The following is a 19,934-nucleotide window of genomic DNA, read 5'->3' as shown; positions in this document are numbered from 1 at the left end:
CCGCGATCTGCCGCAAAAGGCTCGCCGGCCGGCAAGCCGCATCATTCCGGCCGTGAAGACGTCACACGCGCCGCCGCCGCGCGCCCCGGTTGCTTCTTCGTTTCACGCCACATCATCAGCATCACCGCAATACCGATACTGAGGATTCCGGAACACAGGACCGCGATCGAAAACCCGTGCGCCATCGCATCCCGATATGCGCCAAGCAGTGCCGGCTGTCCCGCCGCAAACACATGCTCCATCACCGCCTGCCGCGCCAGCGTATCCGCTTGCGCACTGCCGGCCGCTTGCATTGCGGCCGTCATCCGGTGCAGCGCACCGACGCTCATCATGCTGCCGAGCACCGCGATGCCCATGCTCATCCCCGTCTGGCGCAACGCGTTCATCGTCGCCGACGCCATGCCCGCGCGTTCGGCCGGCGCGAGTTCCATCACGGTCATGCCGGTCGCGGGCACCGCGAGCCCCATGCCGACCCCGAGCACCGCCAGCGCGATGCCGACCGGCACATACGGCGTTCCCGCACCGAAGCCCGCCATGGCCGCGAGCATCGCGCCGACCAGGCCGTACCCGGCCACCATCAGCGCGTGCAACGGAATGCGCGCCGCGATGCGTCCGAACAGCATCGACGTGATCGCCGTCATCACGAACTGCGGCATCAGTTGCCAGCCGGCGGCGGCGGGCGTGCGGCCCTGCGCCTGCTGCAGGAACAGCGACAGGAAGAACAGGCTGCTGTACCCCGAGAACCCGAGCACGAACGACGCGAGATTGGCGCGCACCAGCCGCCGGTCGCGAAACAGCCAGACCGGCAGCAGCGGCCGCTCGACGCGCGTTTCGACACGCACGAACACGACGAACGCCACCGCGGCGCCCGCGAGCGGCGCGAGCACCTTCACGTGCGACGCGCCGGCTTCGCCGATGCCGATCAGCCCGTACGTGAGCAACCCGAGCCAGGCCACGCTCAGCGCCTGGCCGAGCGGATCGAACGCCGCGTGCTGCGGATGCCGGCGCTCCGGAATGCCCCACGCGCCGAGCAGCACGGTCACGATGCCGATCGGCACGTTGACGAGAAAGATGTCCTGCCATCCGCCATGCTCGACGAGCAGGCCCCCCACCAGCGGCCCGAGGATCAGCGCGAGCGCGCTGAACGCGGACCATCCGCCGATCGCGCGGGCGCGCTCGCGCGCATCGGGAAACGCATGCGTGAGGATCGGCATCGCGCCCGGTATCAGCAATGCGCCGGCGAGCCCCTGGATCGCGCGCCCGATCAGGAGCGGCTCGAGCCGGCTCGCGCATGCGCAGACCACCGACCCGGCCGTGAACAGGACCACGCTGGCGAGCCACACACGCTTGTGTCCGTAGCGATCGCCGAGCGGACCGGCCGACAGCATGAACGCCGACAGCGCGAGCGCGTACGCGTTGACGACCCACTGAAGGCCGCCGATGTCGGTATCGAGCGCCGTCTGCAGCGTCGGCAACGCGACGTTGACGATGCTGATGTCGAGCGTGGCGAGAAAGGTGCCGAGACAGGCGGCCAGGACGAGTGCGGCGCGACGGTAGCGAGGCATGGAGGTCGGCCCTTCACGGGCACGAAGATGAGAATGATTCGCATCATATATATCGACTGACCGTCGGTCAATGGATTGCGTTGGCCGCGAACGGGGCGCTGGCCTAAACTGCGGGCTTTGCACGAACGGGCGTCGAGCCGCGCGATGACGGACAGGACAAAGGCAGGAACCACGACAGGAAAGGACGACGCGCCGGCGGGCAAGCTGCCGCGCACGAAGCCGGCGGAAGTGCGCCTCGAGGAGCTGATGGCCGCGGCCGAGACGCTGTTCCTCGCGCAGGGCGTGGAAGCGACGACCATCAGCGAGATCGTCGAGCACGCGCAGGTGGCGAAGGGCACGTTCTACCACTACTTCGAATCGAAATCCGACATGCTCGCCGCGCTCGCGCAGCGCTACACGGCGTCGTTCCTCGACCGGTTGCAGCATGCGGTGGACGCGTACGACGCCGACGACTGGCTCGCACGCCTGCGCGCGTGGATCCGAACCAACATCGAAACCTACGCGGCGACCTATCGCACGCACGACATCGTCTACGCGAATCACCATCACCACGATCGCGCGAATGCCGACAAGAACGCGATCCTCGAACAGCTCGGCGCGATTCTCGACGGCGGCGCACAGGCCGGCACCTGGCGGCTCGCGCACCCGCAGGTCACCGCGCTGCTGATCTATGCGGGCGTGCACGGCGCGACCGACCACATCATCGCGGCGCCGGAAACGGATCGCGCCGCGTTCGTCGACGCGGTGGTCGACGATTGCCTGCGGATGCTCGGCGTCGGCACCTGACGCGCAACCAACGCACAGCCATGAAAAAAGGCGCCCGAGGGCGCCCTTCATGCATCCGGATTCCGAACCGCGCAGCAGCGGTCAGTTCGTCCGCGAATTGTGTTTCTGCAGATACGCGATCAGGCCGTCGATCCCGCCCGATGCGAGCTGGCTCTTGAACTGGCCCTGGTAGACCTGGATCAGCCACGCGCCCGACATGTCGATGTCGTAGATCTTCCAGTCGTTGCCGACCTTGCCGAGACGATAGCCGACCGACTGGCTGTCGCCCGGCGTCGTGACGGTCGACTGCACGAGCGCGTCGGCGCCCGACGCGCCGCCGGCCTTGAACGAGAACTTCGCGTCCTGGCTGCCGAGCTGCGCGAGCGACGCGGCGTAGGTGCGCGTCATCAGCAGCTTGAACTGCTTGTAAAGCTCCTGCTGCTGCTGCGGCGTGGCCTGCTTCCACGCGTCGCCGACCGCGATGCGGGTCGTGCGCTCGAAGTTGGTCGCGGGCAGGAAGCGCTGCTCGACGACCGCCGAGACCTTCGCCATGTCCCCGCCGCGTGCGGCCGAATCGGCCTTCATCGCGTTGACGGTACCTTCGACCGCATTGCGGACGATATCGACCGGCGCGCTCTGCGCAAAAGCGGAAACCGACACGGCGGCCGCCGCGACGAAAGCAAACAGATGACGTTTCATACGAATATCGCTCGATGAGAAAAAACGACCGGTTCATTGCACCGGCCGACGGAGCAAAGTATACCGGGCCCGACGCCTCGGTGCGCCGCCGTGACCGACTGTTACCTTTCAGGTTCCTTTGTCACAGGCGTGCGGCGGCACGACGAGGCACGGCGGCGCCGATTATGTAAATATCCCCTTACAAACCGGCGAACCATCGGTATCGATTCCGCCGTCGCGAACAAATCTCCTTCCCGCCCCGAAACCCCCAACGTCACGACCGCCGCCACGCTGCGCCGGTATACTTGGCTACTTTGCCCTTGCCAGCCGCTCCCCACCGCCACATGGTGACATCTCTCATCGTCCGACTCGTTGCATGGTCGGTGCGCCGCCCCGTCTGGGTCGTCGTCCTGTCGCTCGTCATCGCCGCGTTCAGCGGCGTCTATGTCGCGCAGCATTTCAAGATCAACACCGACATCAGCAAGCTCGTCGATGCCGAGCCGCAATGGGCCGCGCTCGGGCAGGCCGTCGACAAGGCGTTCCCGCAACGCAACGGCACGATCCTCGCGGTCGTCGAGGCGCCGGCGCCCGAATTCGCGAACGCCGCCGCGCATGCGCTGACCGAAGCGCTGCGCAAGGATGCCGACGCCGGCCGCATCGGCCAGGTCGCCGAGCCCGGCGGCGGGCCGTTCTTCGAGCACAACGGGCTGCTGTTCCTGTCGCCGCAGGAGGTCACGGATACCACCTCGCAGCTCGCGAGCGCGCGCCCGCTCGTCAACGAACTCGCGAAGAACCCGAGCCTGACCGGCCTCGCGACCACACTCTCCACCACGCTCGGCCAGCCGCTCCTGACCGGCCAGGTGAAACTGCCCGCGATGGCGAAGCTGCTCGCACGCAGCGCCGCGACGGTCGACGACGTGCTGGCCGGCAAGCCGGCCGCGTTCTCGTGGCGCGCGCTGGTCGACAACGATGCCGCGCGGCAGCCCGCGCGCGCGTTCGTCACCGTGCAGCCGGTGGTCAACTACGGCGCGCTGAAGGCCGGCGCGGAAACCAGCCAGGTGATCCGCGACGCGGCCCGTTCGCTCGACCTCGAGAAGCGCTACGGCGCCGCCGTGCGCCTGACCGGCGAACAGCCGCTCGCCGACGACGAATTCGCGTCCGTCGAAGATGGCGCGGCGCTCAACGGCGCGCTCACGCTGCTCGCCGTCCTCGTCATCCTGTGGCTGGCGCTGCGCTCGAAGCGGATGATCGGCTCGGTGCTCGTCACGCTGTTCGTCGGCCTCGTCGTGACCGCCGCGCTCGGCCTCGCGATGGTCGGCTCGCTGAACATGATCTCGGTCGCGTTCATGGTGCTGTTCGTCGGCCTCGGCGTCGACTTCTCGATCCAGTACGGCGTGAAATACCGCGAGGAGCGCTTCCGCGATCCGCGCATCGATCACGCGCTGATCGGCGCCGCGCACTCGATGGGCATGCCGCTCGCGCTGGCCACCGCGGCCGTCGCGGCGAGCTTCTTCTCGTTCATTCCCACCGCCTATCGCGGCGTGTCCGAACTCGGCCTGATCGCGGGCGTCGGGATGTTCGTCGCGCTGCTGACCACGATCACGCTGCTGCCGGCGCTGCTGCGCCTGTTCGCGCCGCCGGGCGAATCGAAGACGCCGGGCTTCCCGTGGCTCGCGCCGGTCGACGACTACCTCGATCGCCATCGCAAGCCGATCCTGATCGGCACGCTCGTGGTCGTGGTCGGCGCGCTGCCGCTGCTCGCATTTCTCCACTTCGACTTCAACCCGCTGCACCTGAAGGATCCGCACAGCGAATCGATGGCGACGCTGCTCGCGCTGAAGGATTCGCCGGAAGCCGCCGTCAACGACGTCACGCTGCTCGCGCCGTCGCTCGCCGATGCCGACGCGGCCGCGAAGCGCCTCGACGCACTGCCCGAAGTGGGCCGCACGACCACGCTGTCGACCTTCATCCCCGCCGACCAGCCGGCCAAGCGCGCGGCGATCGCAGCCGCCGCGAGCGACCTGCTGCCCGCGCTGACGCAGCCGGCCGCGCCGCCCGCGACCGACGCGCAGCGCGTCGCCGCGCTCAAGCGCGTGTCGGACCTGCTGAGCTACGCGGCCGAAGATCATCCGGGCCCGGGTGCGGCCGCCGCGCAGCACCTGTCGGCCTCGCTCGCGAAACTCGCCGCCGCGGACGCCGCGACGCGCGACCGCGCCGAGCGTGCGTTCTCCGACACGCTGCGCATCGCGCTCAACCAGCTCGCCTCGCTGCTGCAGCCGCAGGACATCACGCGCGAATCGCTGCCGCCGCAGCTCGTACGCGACTGGGTCGCACCGGACGGCCATGCACTCGTGCAGATTTCGCCGAAGGTGCCGAAGGGCGTCGACCCGAACGACGACAACATGCTGCGCCGCTTCGCGAAGACCGTGAAGGCCGCGGAACCGGGCGCGACCGGCGGGCCGATCTCGATCCTGCATTCGGCCGACACGATCATCAACGCGTTCCTGCATGCGGCCCTGTGGTCGATCATCTCGATCACGATCCTGCTGTGGGTCACGCTGCGCCGCTTCGGCGACGTGCTGCGCACGCTGGTGCCGCTGCTCGTGTCGGGCATCGTGACGCTCGAACTGTGCGTCGTGCTCGGCATGTCGCTCAACTTCGCGAACATCATCGCGCTGCCGCTGATGCTCGGCGTCGGCGTCGCGTTCAAGGTGTATTTCGTGATGGCGTGGCGCGGGGGGCAAACCGGGCTGCTGCACTCGAGCCTCACGCACGCCGTCCTGTTCAGCGCCGCGACGACGGCGACCGCATTCGGCAGCCTGTGGCTGTCGCACCATCCGGGCACGTCGAGCATGGGCAAGCTGCTCGCGCTGGCCCTGACCTGCACGCTGATCGGCGCCGTGGTGTTCCAGCCCGTCCTGATGGGCAAACCGCGCGTCAAACGCGCCAAGAACCAATCGCAAGGAATCAATGAATAAGGTGCGAATCATTGCGGCGACCGTTGCCGCCAGCGCAGTGCTGACCGGCTGCGCGACGGGACCGAACCGCAACCCCAACGACCCGCTCGAGCCGATGAACCGGGCGATGTACAAGTTCAACGACACCGTCGACACGAACATCGCCCAGCCGATCGCGAAGGGTTACCAGAAGGTCACGCCGACGCCCGTGCGCACCGCGATCAGCAACTTCTTCTCGAACCTCGGCGACCTCGGCAACATCGCGAACAACCTGCTGCAGTTGCGCATCACCGATGCGACGCAGGACTTGATGCGCGTCGCGATGAACTCGCTGTTCGGCGTCGCCGGCCTGATCGACATCGCGACGCCGGCCGGGCTGCCGAAGCATCACCAGGACTTCGGCCTGACGATGGCACGCTGGGGCGTGCCGTCGGGCCCGTACCTCGTGCTGCCCGTGTTCGGGCCGAGCACGTTCCGCGACGGCGTCGGCCGCGCGGTGGACGTGCGCTTCAACCTGCTCAACTACATCGAGCCGGCCGCGCGCAACCCGATGTACATCGCGCAGTTCATCAGCGCGCGTTCGGACCTGCTCGGCGCGACCGACCTGCTGAAGCAGGCCGCGCTCGATCCGTATTCGTTCGTGCGCGACGCATACCTGCAGCAGCGCAAGTCGCTGACGTACCGCAGCCAGTCGTCGGCGACGACGCTGCCGACCTACAACGAACCGGGTGAATCGGGCGCCGTGCCGGCCGCGACACCTGCCGTGCCGGGGCTGCCGAACTACGAGGATCCGGGCGAGTCGGGCGGTACACCGGGCGCGGCGCCGAACAATGCGCCGGCCGCGCCGGGGCTGCCGCAGTACGACGATCCGGGTGCGGACGGTGCGATGCCGGCGAGCACGCCGGCTGCTGCGCCTGCCGCGGCATCGGCAACCGCGCCGGCAACGCCTGCGAGCAGTCCGGCCGCGCAGTAACGCTGCAACGGCCACCGCCGCAAGGAAAAAGAGCGCTGCAGTTCAAATCTGCAGCGCTCTTTTTTTGTCCGCGATTTGTCCGCGATTCGTCGGCGAGAAACGGGAAGAGGAGGGAAAGAAAAAAGCGGCGAACGCCGCTCAGACGATCCGCATCGCGCCCGCACGCGCGAATGCGTGCCGGGCCTGGATCAGCGTCGTGCGCGCCGCGCGCGCGTCGCCGGCCACCTGCAGCAGCGGGCCGAGCTGCGACGGCTGTTTCAGCAGTTCACGCAGGATCGGCAGGATCGCCGTGCTGCCGTCGTCGCGCAGGCCGGCCGTCGCCGCGCTGGGCAACGTGCGCCACGCCGGATCGACGATCGCGCGGCACACCGCGAACGGCACACCGCGCGCCGCCGCGAAGGCCGCCGCGATATGCGACTCCATGTCAACGGCGAGCGCGCCCTTCGCGCGATGCAGCGCCGTCTTTTCCTGTTCGCCGACGACCGGTGCGCCCACGGCCGCGATCGTGCCGCGCGTGACGCGCGCCCACACCGGCGTGTCGTGCAGCGCGGCGACGAGCCGTGTGCTCCAGCGCGTATCGGTCTCGACGCGGCCGAACGGCCCGTCGATCGCGTTCGCGATCACGAGCGCGCCGGGCGCGAGGTCGGGCGCGAGCCCGCCCGCGGTGCCGAAGCTCACGATGCCCGCGCAACCGCGCGCGGTCGCCTCCGTCAGTGCGCGTTCGAGCCGGTCGGCGCGCGCGGCGAAGACCGCTTCGACGCCGTCGCCGCGCGCGATGCGCGCCTCGAACGCCATCCCCGTCACGGCGATGACGGGCAGCATGCCGGTGGATTGCGTCGCCACGCGTTACAGCCCGAACGTGACGCGCGTCGTGTTGTCGCGCTTCAGGTTGCGATAGCGCGCGAGCGCCCACAGCGGGAAGAACTTGCGATAGCCGTGGTAGCGCAGGTAGAACACGCGCGGGAAGCCCGTCGCCGTGAAGCGCGCCTCGTCCCACAGGCCTTCTTCGTTCTGGTTGGCGATCAGGTAGTCGACACCGCGCGCCACCGCCGGGTTGTTCACCTCGCCGGCCGCCATCAGGCCGAGCAGCGCCCAGGCCGTCTGCGACGCCGTGCTCGGCGCCTGTTCGAAGCCGCGATAGTTCAGCTTGTAGCTGTCGCCGTCCTCGCCCCAGCCGCCGTCCTTGTTCTGGATCGACAGCAGCCACTGCGCGCCGCGCTTCATGCGCGGATCGTCCGGCGTCAGGCCGGCCGCGTTCAGCGAGCACAGTGCCGTCCACGTGCCGTACACGTAGTTCATCCCCCAGCGGCCGTACCAGCTGCCGTCCGGTTCCTGCTCCTTGAGCATGTAGTCGAGCGCGCGGCGCGCCGGCTCGCTGTTCAGCGGCGTCTCGCCGAGCTGCGCCAGCATCGACAGGCAGCGGCCCGACACGTCGGCCGTCGGCGGATCGAGCAGCGCGCCGTGATCCGAGAACGGGATGTTGTTCAGGTAGTACTGCGTGTTTTCCGGTTCGAACGCGCCCCAGCCGCCGTCGCTGCTCTGCATCCCGACGACCCACTCGCGCGCGCGTGCGATCGAATCGCGATACGCGTCGTTCTGCCGGAGTTTCTGCGCGCGATCCATCGCCACCGCGACCACCGCCGTATCGTCGACGTCCGGGTAGTGCGCGTTCGCGTACTGGAAAGCCCAGCCGCCGGGCCGCACGTGCGGGCGGCGCGAGATCCAGTCGCCGCGCACGTCGAGGATCTGCAGCGGGCGCAGCCATTCGAGGCCGCGCAGCACGGCTTCCTCGGCCCGCGCGTCGCCCGTCTCGAGCAGCGCATGTGCGGCGAGCGACGTGTCCCACACCGGCGACAGGCACGGCTGGCAATACGCTTCGTCGTCGTGCACGACGAGCAGCTTCTCGATCGACTTGCGTGCGATCGCGCGGTTCGGATGATCTTCCGCGTAGCCGAGCACGTCGTACATCATCACCGCGTTGGCCATCGCCGGATAGATCGCGCCGAGGCCGTCCTCGCCGTTCAGGCGCTCGTCGACGAACGAAACGGCCTGGCGGATCGCGCGTTCGCGCGTGTAGTTCGGAAACAGGCCGTCAGCCGCGCGCAGCGCATGGTCGACCACGCGGAAGAACGCGAACCAGCCGGGGCTCTGGTGACCCTGGCGCGGCAGCAGGCCGGCGTTGACGGGCGGATCGATGAACAGCTCGTCGATGCGCACACCGCGCGGGTTCTTCGCGAGCGGGCGCTTCGCGTTCAGCACGAGCAGCGGCACGATCACGGTGCGCGCCCAGTACGAGACCTTCGACAGGTGGAACGGGAACCACTGCGGCAGCAGCATGATCTCGACCGGCATCATCGGCACCGCGCGCCACGGAATCGCGCCGTACAGCGCGAGCTGGATGCGCGTGAACACGTTCGACATCTCGGCGCCGCCCATCGCGTGGATCGCGCGGCGCGCACGCTGCATGTGCTCGGCGTTCTCGTCGTCGCCGATCACCTTCAGCGCGAAATACGCCTTCACGCTCGCGCTGATGTTCGGCGCGCCATCGGTGAACAGCGGCCAGCCGCCGTCGGCCTGCTGGATGCGGCGCAGATACTTGCCGATCTTCTGTTCGAGTTCGACGTTCGGCGTCTCGCCGAGATAGTGGACGAGCAGCACGTATTCGGCGGGAATCGTCGAATCGGCTTCGAGTTCGTAGACCCAGTGGCCATCCGCGTTCTGCGCGGCCAGCAGCGCGTCGGTCGCACGCGCGACGGCCGCATCGACGCCGGCCGGCACGGTGCCGGCGGACAAGGTAGCCATTTCGGTGAGATCGTTCATCGGTCCCTCTGTTGCTTACTGTGTCTGGAGCACGTCCGCGGCCAGCTGGCCGGAGCGGATCGCGCCCTCGATCGTGGCGGGCAAGCCGGTGGCAATCCAGTCGCCCGCCAGCACGAGATTGGTCCAGCGCGTACGCACGGCCGGACGCTTCATTTCCTGCGACGGCACCGCCGCAAAGCCCGCGCGCGGCTCGACGACGAGCTGCCACGCGGGGATGGTTTCCGGGTTCGCGTCCGTCACGCGCGCGACGTCTTCCCAGATGCGCCGCGCAAGCGAGTCGCGCGGCGTGTCGAGCCAGCGGCCGGCGTCGCGGATCGTCGCCGCGAGCTGGCCGCCGCCGGTGCGCACCGCATCGACGACACCGTTCACGACCGCCGTCTGCAGCGGCGTGCCGGCCGGCGCCTCGATCGCGAAATACGCGGTCACGACCGCGCTGAACGTGTCGGGCGCGGTGAGCTCGGGTACGAGCGGCTGCGCGACCTCGGGCGGCACGGCCAGCACGACGGCGTCGCCCGGTGCGAGATCGATCCGCTCGCCGCCGACCGAGACCGCATCGACCGCATTGCCGTGCGCGCCGAATTCGAACGCGTCGAGCCGCGAGTTCAGCCGGATCTGCGCGCCGCCGTGCTGCAGCATCCGCAGCGCCGGCTCGACGAATGCGCTGCCGAGACCCTGGCGCGCGACGAGCGGACGGCAGCCGGGGCCGCCCGCGGCAAACGTGCCGCACAGCGCCGCACGCGCGAGTTCGGCGCTCGCGTGGCGCGGCTCGACGTTCAGCACACCGAGGAAATACGGCCGCAGCCAACGTTCCCACAGCATGCCGTCGCATCGCATCGTCTGTGCGAGTGAGCGGCCCATGCGTGCGAACGCGAGCGGGGCGAGCGCGAGGTAGTCGAGCGGCGTCGTGCCCGGCGCACGCGATGCGGCATCGAACAGCCACGACGGCCAGCGCCCGTCGCCGAAGCGCAGCGTCCAGCGCTGCTGCGACGCGACGTCGACGACCGGGAATTCAGGCAACGCGGGCCCCGCGAGCCGGTCGGCCGCGCCGATCGCGCGCAGGTAGCGCTGCGTCGCGGGCTGTCCCGCGAACACCGTGTGCAGCCCGCTGTCGAGCGTCGTGTTCAGCGTCCCGTCGAACCATGAGCGGCAGCGGCCGCCCGCATGCGCGTGCGCGTCATGGAGCACGATGCGCCGCCCGCGGCGTTGCAGCTCGACCGCGGCCGACAGGCCGGCAAGGCCGGCGCCGATCACGTGGACGGTCCTGGGCATCGACTCGGTCGACTCAGAACAGCGCGTAGCGCGCGGCGATCATCAGCATGCGCGCCTTCGGCTTGCGCAGCGGCGCGCGCGGGAAGGCGAAGCCGCGTGCAACCGCGGCTTCGAGAATGCAGCGATACGCACCCGACATGATGCGCGGCGCCTTCACCTGCGCACGCGGGCACGTATCCATCACCGCGTCGGCCTGGCGGAAATGCTCGAGCGCACGCTCGACGAGCGTCGCGCACACGCGGGGCAGCGCCGGATCGCGCACGATCGTCGCCGGGCCGGTAATCGCGATGCCCTCGCGCGCGAGCAGCTCGCGCGGCAGGTAGCAGCGGTTGATCGCCGCATCGTCGTCGATGTCGCGCAGGATGTTGGTCAGTTGCAGCGCGCGGCCGAGGTGATGCGACAGCTTGATCCCTTCGGCTTCAGGCATCCCGAAAATCCTCACCGACAGCCGGCCGGCCGCGCTCGCCACGCGATCGCAGAAGAGGTCGAGCGTCGGCTCGTCGGGCGCGCAGATGTCTTCGACCGCATCCATCGCCATCCCGTCGATCATCGCGTGGAAGTCGTCGCGCTGCAGGTTGAAGGCACGGATCTCGCGGTCGAGCGCGGCCAGGTGGCGCGGCGGGCGGCCGGCGTAGCATGCGTCGATGTCGGCGCGCCAGCGATCGAGGCCCGCATTGCGCTCGGCGCGCGGCAGGTCGCTGTCGGCGATGTCGTCGACCGCGCGGCAAAACGCATAGACCTGGAACATCGCATCGCGCTGCACGGCCGGCAGGATGCGCATCGCAAGATAGAAAGAACTGCCCGATGTGACGGCAGCGGCGTCGGTTTCTTGTTCGTCCACGACGGAATTGGAAACGGCCAAGACAAGCTCCACGGAGACACCCACGCGGGGCGATTGAAGAAGCCATGCCCGGCTGGGATGGTCAGGGCGTCAAATGCGTGCGAGATATGCGAACGATCGACGCAGACAGGCACAAATTACCGGCCGGAAGCCGGAATTGGGCGAAAGTATAGCAATCTTTGAAGTTCGATGGCGGACACTCGCCGCATGCGGCGGCATGCCGGAGGCCGTTGACCGGCAAGGGCGCCCGGCCCGGGCAGGAAGCGGCGCCGGCGCTGCGTCAGCCGTAGACGAGGTCGCGCTGCAGGTCGAGCGCAATGAGCCCCATTTCACGGGTGAGCTGCAACATCGAGCGGCGTTCGAGGCGCGAGCCCATGAAGCTCGTCACGTGGCCGTCGGGCTCCGCGGTGAACTGGAACACGGCGCCGCCCGTGCCGAACCACGCACCCGGCACGTCGGGCGATTCCTGCCAGTCGATCTGCGCGAACACGCGTGCGATGCCCGCGCGTATCAGGTCGCCCGGACCGATCGGCGGCGCGATGTCGCCCAGGTCGTCGAGCGAATAGGGGCCGGGTTTGTTCGGCTTCCGATAGAAGAGATAGTCGACGTTCATGGGGCGCAATCGCAGGCAAAGCAACAAATTAGCGCGCTTCGGGATAAATTCATATCGGATACGGACGAAATGTGGCCTGTACGAGACAAGAGGGACAGATCGAAAGCGGCCCGTCTGGGTGCGCGCGGGTTCGTCTAAGATGACACCTTTCTCAAAATCTGAAGACCCGGACACCATGGAGACGAACGCAAGCGCCACCCCGCAGTCCGATCATCCCGTTTTCGTGCTCGTGCACGGCGCCTGGCACGGCGCGTGGTGCTATGCGCACGTTGCGGCCGCGCTGGCCGAGCGCGGCCACCTGTCGATCGCGCGCGACCTGCCCGCGCACGGCATCAACGCCCGCTTTCCGGTTTCCTACTTCACCCGCCCGCTCGACAAGGATGCGTTCGGCGCCGAGCCGTCGCCGGTCGCGAACACGACGCTCGACGATTACGCGACGCAGGTCATGCAGGCGGTCGACGACGCGTACGCGCTCGGCCGCGGCAAGGTCGTGCTCGTCGGGCACAGCATGGGCGGCCTCGCGATCACGGCGGCTGCCGAACGCGCGCCCGAGAAAATCGCGAAGATCGTCTATCTCTCGGCCTTCATGCCCGCGTCGGGCGTGCCGGGCCTCGACTACGTGCGCGCGCCCGAGAACAAGGGTGAGATGCTCGGCCCGCTGATGCTGGCAAGCCCGCGCGTCGCCGGTGCGCTGCGCATCGATCCGCGCAGCGGTGACGCCGCGTATCGCGAACTCGCGAAGCGCGCGCTGTACGACGACGTGCCGCAAGCCGACTTCGAAGCCGTCGCGAACCTGATGACCTGCGACGTGCCGGCCGCACCGTTCGCGACCGCGATCCCGACGACGGCCGCGCGCTGGGGCGCGATCGACCGCCACTACATCAAGTGCCTGCAGGATCGCGTGATCCTGCCCGCGCTGCAGCAGCGCTTCATCGACGAAGCCGACGCGTTCGCACCCGGCAACCCGACCCACGTGCACCAGCTCGACAGCAGCCATTCGCCGTTCATGTCGCAGCCGGCCGTCCTGGCCGGCGTGCTGGCCGACATCGCGAAAAGCTGAGCACGGCACGCGCGGGGCGCATTCGCTGCGCGCGCAGCAGGGCGGTGCGGGTGCGCCTACGCGTAGGCCACCGAGCGGTCGCGCCCGAGGCGCTTCGCGCGATAGAGCGCGGCGTCGGCCTCGTTGACGAGCACGTCGCAAGTGGCCGCGCCCGCCTTTGCACACGCGCCGCCGACACTCGCCGTCACCGGCACGCTGACGCCCTCGGCATCGACCGGCACACTGCCGATCGCATCGCGCACCTTGTCGGCCACGAGCATCGCCTCGTCGAGATTCGTGCACGGCAGCAGCAGCGCGAATTCCTCGCCGCCGAAGCGGCCGAACGTATCCTGCGCGCGCACGATCGACGCGACGCGGCGCGCCGTCTCGCGCAGCACGGCGTCGCCGGCCGCGTGCCCGAAACGGTCGTTGATCGTCTTGAAGTGGTCGAGGTCGAACAGCAGCACCGACATGTCGCCGCCGTAGCGCTGCCAGCGCGCGAATTCGTCGCCGAGCCGCGCCTCGAAGAAGCGCCGGTTCGCGATGCCGGTCAGGCCGTCTCGATTCGCGTGTTCGCGCAGCTTCGCGACCGCTTCCTCGCGTTCACGCTGCATCACGCTCACGTGCGTGACGTCCGAGATCGTCACGCACACGGCTTCGACGTCGCGGCCGCGCGTGAGCGGCATGAACGTGCAGTCCTGCTGCATGTAGTCGACGCCGCCCGTGATCGGCCGGTCGTGCTCGAAGCGGAACAGGTAGGGCCGCTGCTCCCACGAACTGAACGCGAAGCTGCCGAGCTGGAACACGCTCTCGAGCTTGCGCGACAGCCACGCGCGCGGCAGGTCGGGAAAACAGTCGAACAGGTTGCGGCCGATCACGTCGGCGGCCGGGATGCCGCTGTGGTCCTGCATGAAGCGATTCCACATCAGCACGGTCATCGCGCGGTCGAGCACGAACAGGCCGAAGCCCACCCGCTCGATCACGAGATCGCTCAGCGACGGGGCAGCGGCCGTCATAGCGCGGACAGCAACGCGTCGAGCGCGTCGCCCATCAGCCGGATCGAATCCTCGGCCATCAGCATCACGAAGTGAGCCCGGAACGCGTGGTCCTCGAGCCCGAAGTTCACCTCGAGCAGCAATGCCACGCTCCATGCCAGCTCGGTCGGCTGGAAGACGTCGTCGAACGACACGTTCGCGCCGAGCAGCCCCGGCGGAAAGAACACGGGCTTGCGCCCGAGCTCGTCGAGGATCGATGCGACGCAGGCGCCCATCAGCACGTTCGCGACGTCGAACACGACTTCGTCGGGTGTCGCCATCCCGCCGTACACGCCTTCGCCGAACGTGCGGTCGACGACCGACATCAGCCGCGCGATGCTCGCGGTACGGCACAGCACGATCGCCTCGCCCTTGATGTCGGAACGGAAGCCCTGGCGCACGGCGGTCACGTTGTCGTAGATGCCCGTCATCTCGCGCAGCGCATCGCCCGCGTCGGTCGCTTTCACGACCCGCACGCGCGGCACCGACAGTTCGATGAAGCGCCCGAGCAACAACGCGAGCCGTGCGGCGGCACGGCCCATTGCGAGGTTGGCGATCTCCTGCAACGCGTCGCGTTGCTCCGCCGTGAACACCGAGTCAGGCATACAACCCATACTCCTTGAGAATGGGCAGCAATGCCTCCGACGTCACGGGCTTGGCAACGAATGCGATCGCGCCCAATTCGCGCACGCGTGCTTGCGCCTGCGGCTGGATATCGGCGGATACCACGATCACGAACGTATTCAGATCTTCGTGGCGCAGTGTCTCCAGCACCTGATATCCGCTCATGTCGGGCATCGTCAGGTCCAGAAACATTACGGAAGCTTTGCCGTCACGATACAGCGCCAAGGCCTCTCGACCATTCGCGGCATACGCGACATCGACGTCCCAGCCTCCCGGCAGCGCCTTTGTCAGAAGTTTGCGAGCGAGCAGCGAATCGTCGGCAATTACAATCGGCAAAGGCATGGGGCGAAGCGGTATACGGAATGGTCTCTCTCGCGTTAACGACCGCGCGGCGCACTTCTTGAGGCGCCAATGCGTTCGGGCGCGGGCAGCCGCCTTGCAACCGCGCGCGGGCGCCGCAACGCGGGCGCGCGCGACGCGCCGCGCGGCGAATGCCGGCAGGCGCAGATATCTGTCATAGGGAAAGCAAGGCGCGATTCTCGGAGTAAACCGGAGGCGATGCAACTCGCCATATTCACCATTTCGGACAGAATTGGTCCGAACATGCGCCATTCCGAAAACAGCCGCGACCATTTTCGAGATAAGCACGCAAAATTTTTCCTTGTGTACGTTTGCGCTGCCGGATTCGTCGCGTTTTCAATCTGACAATTTCCGCCTGTCGGAATCGACAGGATTACTGGCGTCCGGGTGCATCCGGGGCTGTACGGCGGGCCGTCGCAACTCGTTTATGATGGCAGGCACCTTCGCCTCACCCGCTTCCTCGATGACGTCCGACCGGCCCGCCGATTCCCACGCTCCCGCCTCCCCGCCCGCCGACGACTGGCAGGACGACGGCAACTATGCGTCCGGTGCGCCCGAGCACGATTTCGCGGTGCGGCGCGTGACGCTGATCGTGCTGCTCGTCGCGGCGATCGTGCTGCCCTGCATCTACGTCGTGGTGATGGCGTACAACGACCTGAAGACGCGCGAGGCCGCCGCGAGCGACGTGACGATGCGCACCGTGCGGGTTGCCGAGGAGCACGCGCTCAAGGTGTTCGACCTGAGCGAGACGCTCGATGCGCGCATCGTCGATCTCGTGCAGGACATGGACGACGCGACCGTGCGCAACAGGGAGTCCGACATCCATGAAGCGCTGAACACGATCGGCGGCGGCTATCCGCAGGTGGCGGCCGTGTCGATCTTCGGCGCGAGCGGGATGCTGCTCGCGAACAGCCTCTACTATCCGGCGCCCTATGCGTCGATCGCGAACCGCGACGATTTCGCCGGCATTCGCGACGGCAAGGTGATCGAACACATCTCGCGGCTGATGATGGGGCCGCTCAAGCTCGAGAACATTCCCGTGTTCAACACGGGCGTCGCGCGTCGCCATAGCGACGGTTCGTTCGCCGGGATGGTGTCGATCGCGCTGAAGTCGTCGTATTTCAACGCGTTCTACCGCGACCTGCTCGGCGGTGCGAGCACGCCGATGACGATGGCACTCGCGCGCTCGGACGGCGCGGTGATCGCGTCGTATCCGCCGCCGCCGGCATTCGCGCATACCGATCGCGCCGCCACGTTCGGCGACGCGCGCAACGATCCGCGCGCCGGCGTCGTGCGGGTGCGCCACGACGGTGGGAGCAGCGAGATCGTCGCGTATCGCCAGGTCGGCAGTTATCCCGTCTACGTGACGTGCTCGTATCGCACGTCGGCGATCTGGCGTGAATGGTACGAACACCTGAGCGTGCTGTTCCTCTCGATGTTCGCGCCGTCGGTCGCGCTGTGGTCGGTGATCTGGCTGTCGCTCAAGCGGCTGAAGGCGGAAGAGGAGGCGTGGGATCGCTGGCAGGCCGAAGCGTCGATGCGACGTTCGATCGAATCGGCGTACCGGCAGTCGCGCAAGATGCAGGCGCTCGGCAACCTCGTCGGCAGCGTCGCGCACGATTTCAACAACCTGCTGATGATCATCTCGAGCAACGTGCAGATCGTGCGGCGGCGCGGGGTCCAGCATCTCGACAAGGAACTCGGCGCGATCGAACGCGCGCTGAAGAACGGGCAGTCGCTCACGCGCCAGCTCCTCGGTGTCGCACGCAAGCAGCCGCTGCACAACGAGACGATCGACGTCGGGCAATGGGTCGGCACATGCCGCGAACTGCTGAAGACGTCGCTCGGTTCGAAATCGTCGCTGGTCGTCGCGATCGAGCCTGGTGTGTGGCCGATCCGCGTCGACGTCGCGGAGCTCGAACTCGCGGTGATCAACCTCGCGGTCAACGCGCGCGACGCGATGGCGGCCGGCGGCCGCTTCACGGTCGGCGCGCGCAACGTGACGCTGCGTCGCGAGGACGGCTTTCCGCTGACCGGCGATTTCGTGCAGATCTCGCTCGACGATACGGGTTCGGGCATGGCGCCCGACGTGCTCGCCCGCGCGTTCGAGCCGCTGTTCACGACGAAGGCTCAGGGGATGGGGACGGGGCTCGGCCTGCCGCAGGTATTCGCGTTCTGCGAACGCTCGGGTGGCCTCGCGACGATCGACAGCGCGGTCGGCGCAGGCACGTCGGTGCGCCTTTACCTGCCGCGCGCGCGCGCCGAGGATGTCGTCGCACGGCCGCCGGCGGTCGCGCACGACGCGGGCACGGGCACGGGCGCGCTCGCCGGCCTGCACGTGCTGCTCGTCGAGGACAACAGCGAAGTCGCGGCCGGCACCGAAGCGCTGCTGTCACTGCTCGGTCACCGCGTGACCTACGCGCCCACCGCCGACGACGCGTTGCACCTGATCGAAGGCGCCGCTGCGAACGACGCGTTCGACCTCGTGATCTCGGATATCCACATGCCGGGCCACCTGAATGGCATCGACCTCGCCGAAGCAGTCGAGAAGCGGCCGGAGAAGCTGCCCGTGATTCTCGTCACGGGTTACGCGGAGGAACTCGACCGCACGCGCACCGTCAACGTCCGCGTGCTGTCGAAGCCGTTCGACATCGCGCTGCTCGACGAGATCCTGCTGGGCATCCGCGAAGCGCGCGACGCACGGCACGCGCGGCACACCGGCACGTGACCCGCTACGCGCGGGCCGGCGCCGGCGGCATGAACGGGGCGACGCTCAGGCCGACTTCAGCAAGCGCACCCAGCCCGTGTAGCGATCGACGAAACCCTGCAGGAACTTGCGGGTGTCTTCGCTGACGATCTGGCCCTGATCGTCGATGCGTGCCGGATCGTGCTTGATGAACATCTCGGGCTGCCCGAGCGTCTTCACGTCGAGGTACGCGAGCACGTTGCGCAGGTGCTGCTGCGCGAGCGCGGTACCCGTCGCACCCGGCGACGTGCCGAGCACCGCACCCGGCTTGCCCGACCACGAATTGGAACCCCACGGGCGCGAGCCCCAGTCGAGCGCATTCTTCAGCACGCCCGGAATCGAGCGGTTGTACTCGGGCGTGAAGAACAGCAGCGCATCGGCGGCTTCGATCGACTGCTTGAAGCGCTTCGCGACTTCCGGGAAATCCGCGTCGTAGTCCTGGCTGTACAGCGGCAGTTCGCCGATCTCGACGAACTCGAACGAGAAATCGGCGGGGGCGAGCGAGATCACGGCGTGCGCGAGCGCGCGGTTCCACGAAGCGCGACGCAGGCTGCCGACGACCACGGCGATGCGATAGGACATGACATTCTCCTTCCGGTGAGCGAGGAATCGGATCGATTGCTTCCGAACGAGCGACAAAGGTCTGTTTATAGGCAAGCCAGCCCGCGAACCGCCCCACGGGGCCGCCCGGCCGACTTTCCACAAGGTTTTCCACAGAAATTGTGGATAACTTGGCCGTTATGATCTGACGTTACATATTGCCCGCCGCGTGTCGAAGTCGACACACGACACTGGGTTCGGCAAGCATAGCGCAGCGCGTCGACCGGTTTCGTGAATTCGCGACGGAACATGCATTGCAGGCGGGCACCGCGCCCAGTAAGCTGCTCGCACCGCGACGCGCCCGCTCGGTGGCGCACGCGATTGCCTCGAGACACCGCAACCCAGACATGCCGTCCGAATACGACGATCCCGCCTATCTCGCGCAACTGCGGCGCGACCTGCTGCGCTTCGCGCGACTCCAGCTCCGCGATGCCGACGCGGCCGAAGACGCCGTGCAGGAAGCGCTCGCCGCCGCGTGGTCGCACGCGGGCGATTTCGCCGGGCTGTCGGCCCACAAGACCTGGGTGTTCGGCATCCTGCGCAACAAGCTGATCGACGTGCTGCGCGCGCGGCAGCGGACGGTGAGCTTGTCGGCGCTCGATGCCGAGCTCGACGGCGAATCGGTGCTCGATCGCGAGCTGTTCAAGGAAAACGGGCACTGGGCCGCGCATGCGAAGCCGCGACCGTGGCCGCGCCCGGAAACGCTGTTGCAGCAACAGCAGTTCTGGACGCTGTTCCAGACCTGCCTCGACCACCTGCCGGAGCAGATCGGGCGCGTGTTCATGATGCGCGAATTCCTCGATGTCGAGATTACGGACATCTGCAGCGAATTGACGCTGACGACGAATCATTGCAGCGTGCTGCTGTATCGGGCGCGCACGCGCCTGCGAACCTGCCTCAGTGAAAAAGGACTGACGACCGAAGATGCTGCCGGGGAAATGTACTGACGTGACGCGACTGCTGTCGGATGCGCTCGACCGGCATCTGACCCTGCATGAGCGCCTGCAGGTGCGAGTACACCTGCCGACCTGCAGTGGCTGCAGGGCCTAT

18 protein-coding genes are annotated in these 19,934 nt (G+C 67.9%); 7 read left to right on the top strand and 11 right to left on the bottom strand.

All coding sequences use genetic code 11. The annotated features are described in order from the left end of the window. Positions 1-41: 41 nt before the first annotated feature. A complete protein-coding gene (locus tag VK92_RS37000; protein ID WP_048023931.1) occupies positions 42-1,565 on the bottom strand; it encodes an MFS transporter in 1,524 nt (507 codons plus the stop codon). Between the two features lie 144 nt (positions 1,566-1,709). Here VK92_RS37000 and VK92_RS36995 point away from each other — a divergent pair, with 144 nt between their 5' ends. Continuing rightward, positions 1,710-2,351 carry a TetR/AcrR family transcriptional regulator gene (locus tag VK92_RS36995; RefSeq protein ID WP_048023928.1) on the top strand — a complete coding sequence of 214 codons (642 nt, stop codon included), beginning with the start codon at positions 1,710-1,712 and terminating at the stop codon, positions 2,349-2,351. Between the two features lie 81 nt (positions 2,352-2,432). Here the strand turns inward: VK92_RS36995 and VK92_RS36990 are convergent, their stop codons facing one another. Next, a complete protein-coding gene (locus VK92_RS36990; RefSeq protein WP_048023926.1) occupies positions 2,433-3,029 on the bottom strand; it encodes an MlaC/ttg2D family ABC transporter substrate-binding protein in 597 nt (198 codons plus the stop codon). 323 nt (positions 3,030-3,352) lie between these two features. Here VK92_RS36990 and VK92_RS36985 point away from each other — a divergent pair, with 323 nt between their 5' ends. Then, positions 3,353-5,986: an MMPL family transporter gene (locus VK92_RS36985; protein ID WP_048023923.1), complete on the top strand. Its 2,634-nt coding sequence runs from the start codon at positions 3,353-3,355 to the stop codon at positions 5,984-5,986. Beyond that, positions 5,979-6,938 (top strand): MlaA family lipoprotein, encoded by a 960-nt coding sequence (locus VK92_RS36980; protein ID WP_048023921.1) that lies wholly within the window; start codon positions 5,979-5,981, stop codon positions 6,936-6,938. Before VK92_RS36985 ends, VK92_RS36980 begins: the two co-directional genes overlap by 8 nt. 138 nt (positions 6,939-7,076) lie before the next feature. Here VK92_RS36980 and VK92_RS36975 read toward each other — a convergent pair whose 3' ends face one another. The 5 genes from VK92_RS36975 to VK92_RS36955 all read right to left on the bottom strand — a co-directional run bounded on the left by VK92_RS36975 (position 7,077) and on the right by VK92_RS36955 (position 12,481). Further along, the gene (locus VK92_RS36975) at positions 7,077-7,760 is read right to left on the bottom strand and encodes a phosphorylase (protein ID WP_122982974.1); all 684 of its coding nucleotides are present in this window, start codon (positions 7,758-7,760) and stop codon (positions 7,077-7,079) included. A gap of 24 nt (positions 7,761-7,784) precedes the next feature. Beyond that, positions 7,785-9,758 (bottom strand): squalene--hopene cyclase, encoded by a 1,974-nt coding sequence (gene shc, locus VK92_RS36970; protein ID WP_021161397.1) that lies wholly within the window; start codon positions 9,756-9,758, stop codon positions 7,785-7,787. A gap of 15 nt (positions 9,759-9,773) precedes the next feature. Continuing rightward, the gene (gene hpnE / locus VK92_RS36965; RefSeq protein ID WP_048023919.1) at positions 9,774-11,027 is read right to left on the bottom strand and encodes a hydroxysqualene dehydroxylase HpnE; all 1,254 of its coding nucleotides are present in this window, start codon (positions 11,025-11,027) and stop codon (positions 9,774-9,776) included. Between the two features lie 13 nt (positions 11,028-11,040). After that, complete coding sequence (gene hpnD / locus VK92_RS36960; protein WP_021161395.1) at positions 11,041-11,889, bottom strand: presqualene diphosphate synthase HpnD; 849 nt, start codon at positions 11,887-11,889, stop codon at positions 11,041-11,043. A gap of 259 nt (positions 11,890-12,148) precedes the next feature. Then, positions 12,149-12,481 (bottom strand): hypothetical protein, encoded by a 333-nt coding sequence (locus tag VK92_RS36955; protein WP_048023918.1) that lies wholly within the window; start codon positions 12,479-12,481, stop codon positions 12,149-12,151. 175 nt (positions 12,482-12,656) lie between these two features. Here VK92_RS36955 and VK92_RS36950 point away from each other — a divergent pair, with 175 nt between their 5' ends. Then, positions 12,657-13,541 carry an alpha/beta fold hydrolase gene (locus VK92_RS36950; protein ID WP_048023917.1) on the top strand — a complete coding sequence of 295 codons (885 nt, stop codon included), beginning with the start codon at positions 12,657-12,659 and terminating at the stop codon, positions 13,539-13,541. A 56-nt stretch (positions 13,542-13,597) separates the two neighbouring features. On the opposite strand, the gene VK92_RS36945 is transcribed toward VK92_RS36950, so the two are convergent. From VK92_RS36945 to VK92_RS36935, 3 genes are read right to left on the bottom strand one after another with little or no spacing between them, the layout of a single operon-like run. Beyond that, positions 13,598-14,536 (bottom strand): GGDEF domain-containing protein, encoded by a 939-nt coding sequence (locus VK92_RS36945; RefSeq protein WP_021161392.1) that lies wholly within the window; start codon positions 14,534-14,536, stop codon positions 13,598-13,600. Then, positions 14,533-15,159 (bottom strand): chemotaxis protein CheC, encoded by a 627-nt coding sequence (locus tag VK92_RS36940; protein WP_021161391.1) that lies wholly within the window; start codon positions 15,157-15,159, stop codon positions 14,533-14,535. The genes VK92_RS36945 and VK92_RS36940 overlap by 4 nt, the downstream gene beginning before the upstream one ends. Next, positions 15,152-15,520, bottom strand: a complete 369-nt coding sequence (locus tag VK92_RS36935; RefSeq protein WP_021161390.1) for a response regulator — start codon at positions 15,518-15,520, stop codon at positions 15,152-15,154. Before VK92_RS36935 ends, VK92_RS36940 begins: the two co-directional genes overlap by 8 nt. 481 nt (positions 15,521-16,001) lie before the next feature. On the opposite strand from VK92_RS36935, the gene VK92_RS36930 reads away from it, so the two are divergent. Then, entirely contained in the window at positions 16,002-18,266 is a 2,265-nt protein-coding gene (locus VK92_RS36930) for a hybrid sensor histidine kinase/response regulator (protein ID WP_048023914.1), read from the top strand. Between the two features lie 45 nt (positions 18,267-18,311). On the opposite strand, the gene VK92_RS36925 is transcribed toward VK92_RS36930, so the two are convergent. Beyond that, positions 18,312-18,866, bottom strand: a complete 555-nt coding sequence (locus VK92_RS36925; protein WP_011353625.1) for an NADPH-dependent FMN reductase — start codon at positions 18,864-18,866, stop codon at positions 18,312-18,314. 365 nt (positions 18,867-19,231) lie between these two features. Here VK92_RS36925 and VK92_RS36920 point away from each other — a divergent pair, with 365 nt between their 5' ends. Beyond that, the gene (locus VK92_RS36920; protein WP_042976293.1) at positions 19,232-19,831 is read left to right on the top strand and encodes an RNA polymerase factor sigma-70; all 600 of its coding nucleotides are present in this window, start codon (positions 19,232-19,234) and stop codon (positions 19,829-19,831) included. Further along, the coding region (locus VK92_RS41205) for a zf-HC2 domain-containing protein (protein ID WP_197094504.1) at positions 19,809-19,934 on the top strand (126 nt) is incomplete at its 3' end. The genes VK92_RS36920 and VK92_RS41205, both read left to right, overlap by 23 nt.

The sequence above is a fragment of the Burkholderia sp. LK4 genome (genome assembly GCF_001043615.1).
GTDB lineage: Bacteria > Pseudomonadota > Gammaproteobacteria > Burkholderiales > Burkholderiaceae > Burkholderia > Burkholderia cepacia.
The sequence above is the reverse complement of the archived record's forward strand: the minus strand, read 5'-3'. Positions and strand labels throughout refer to the sequence as shown.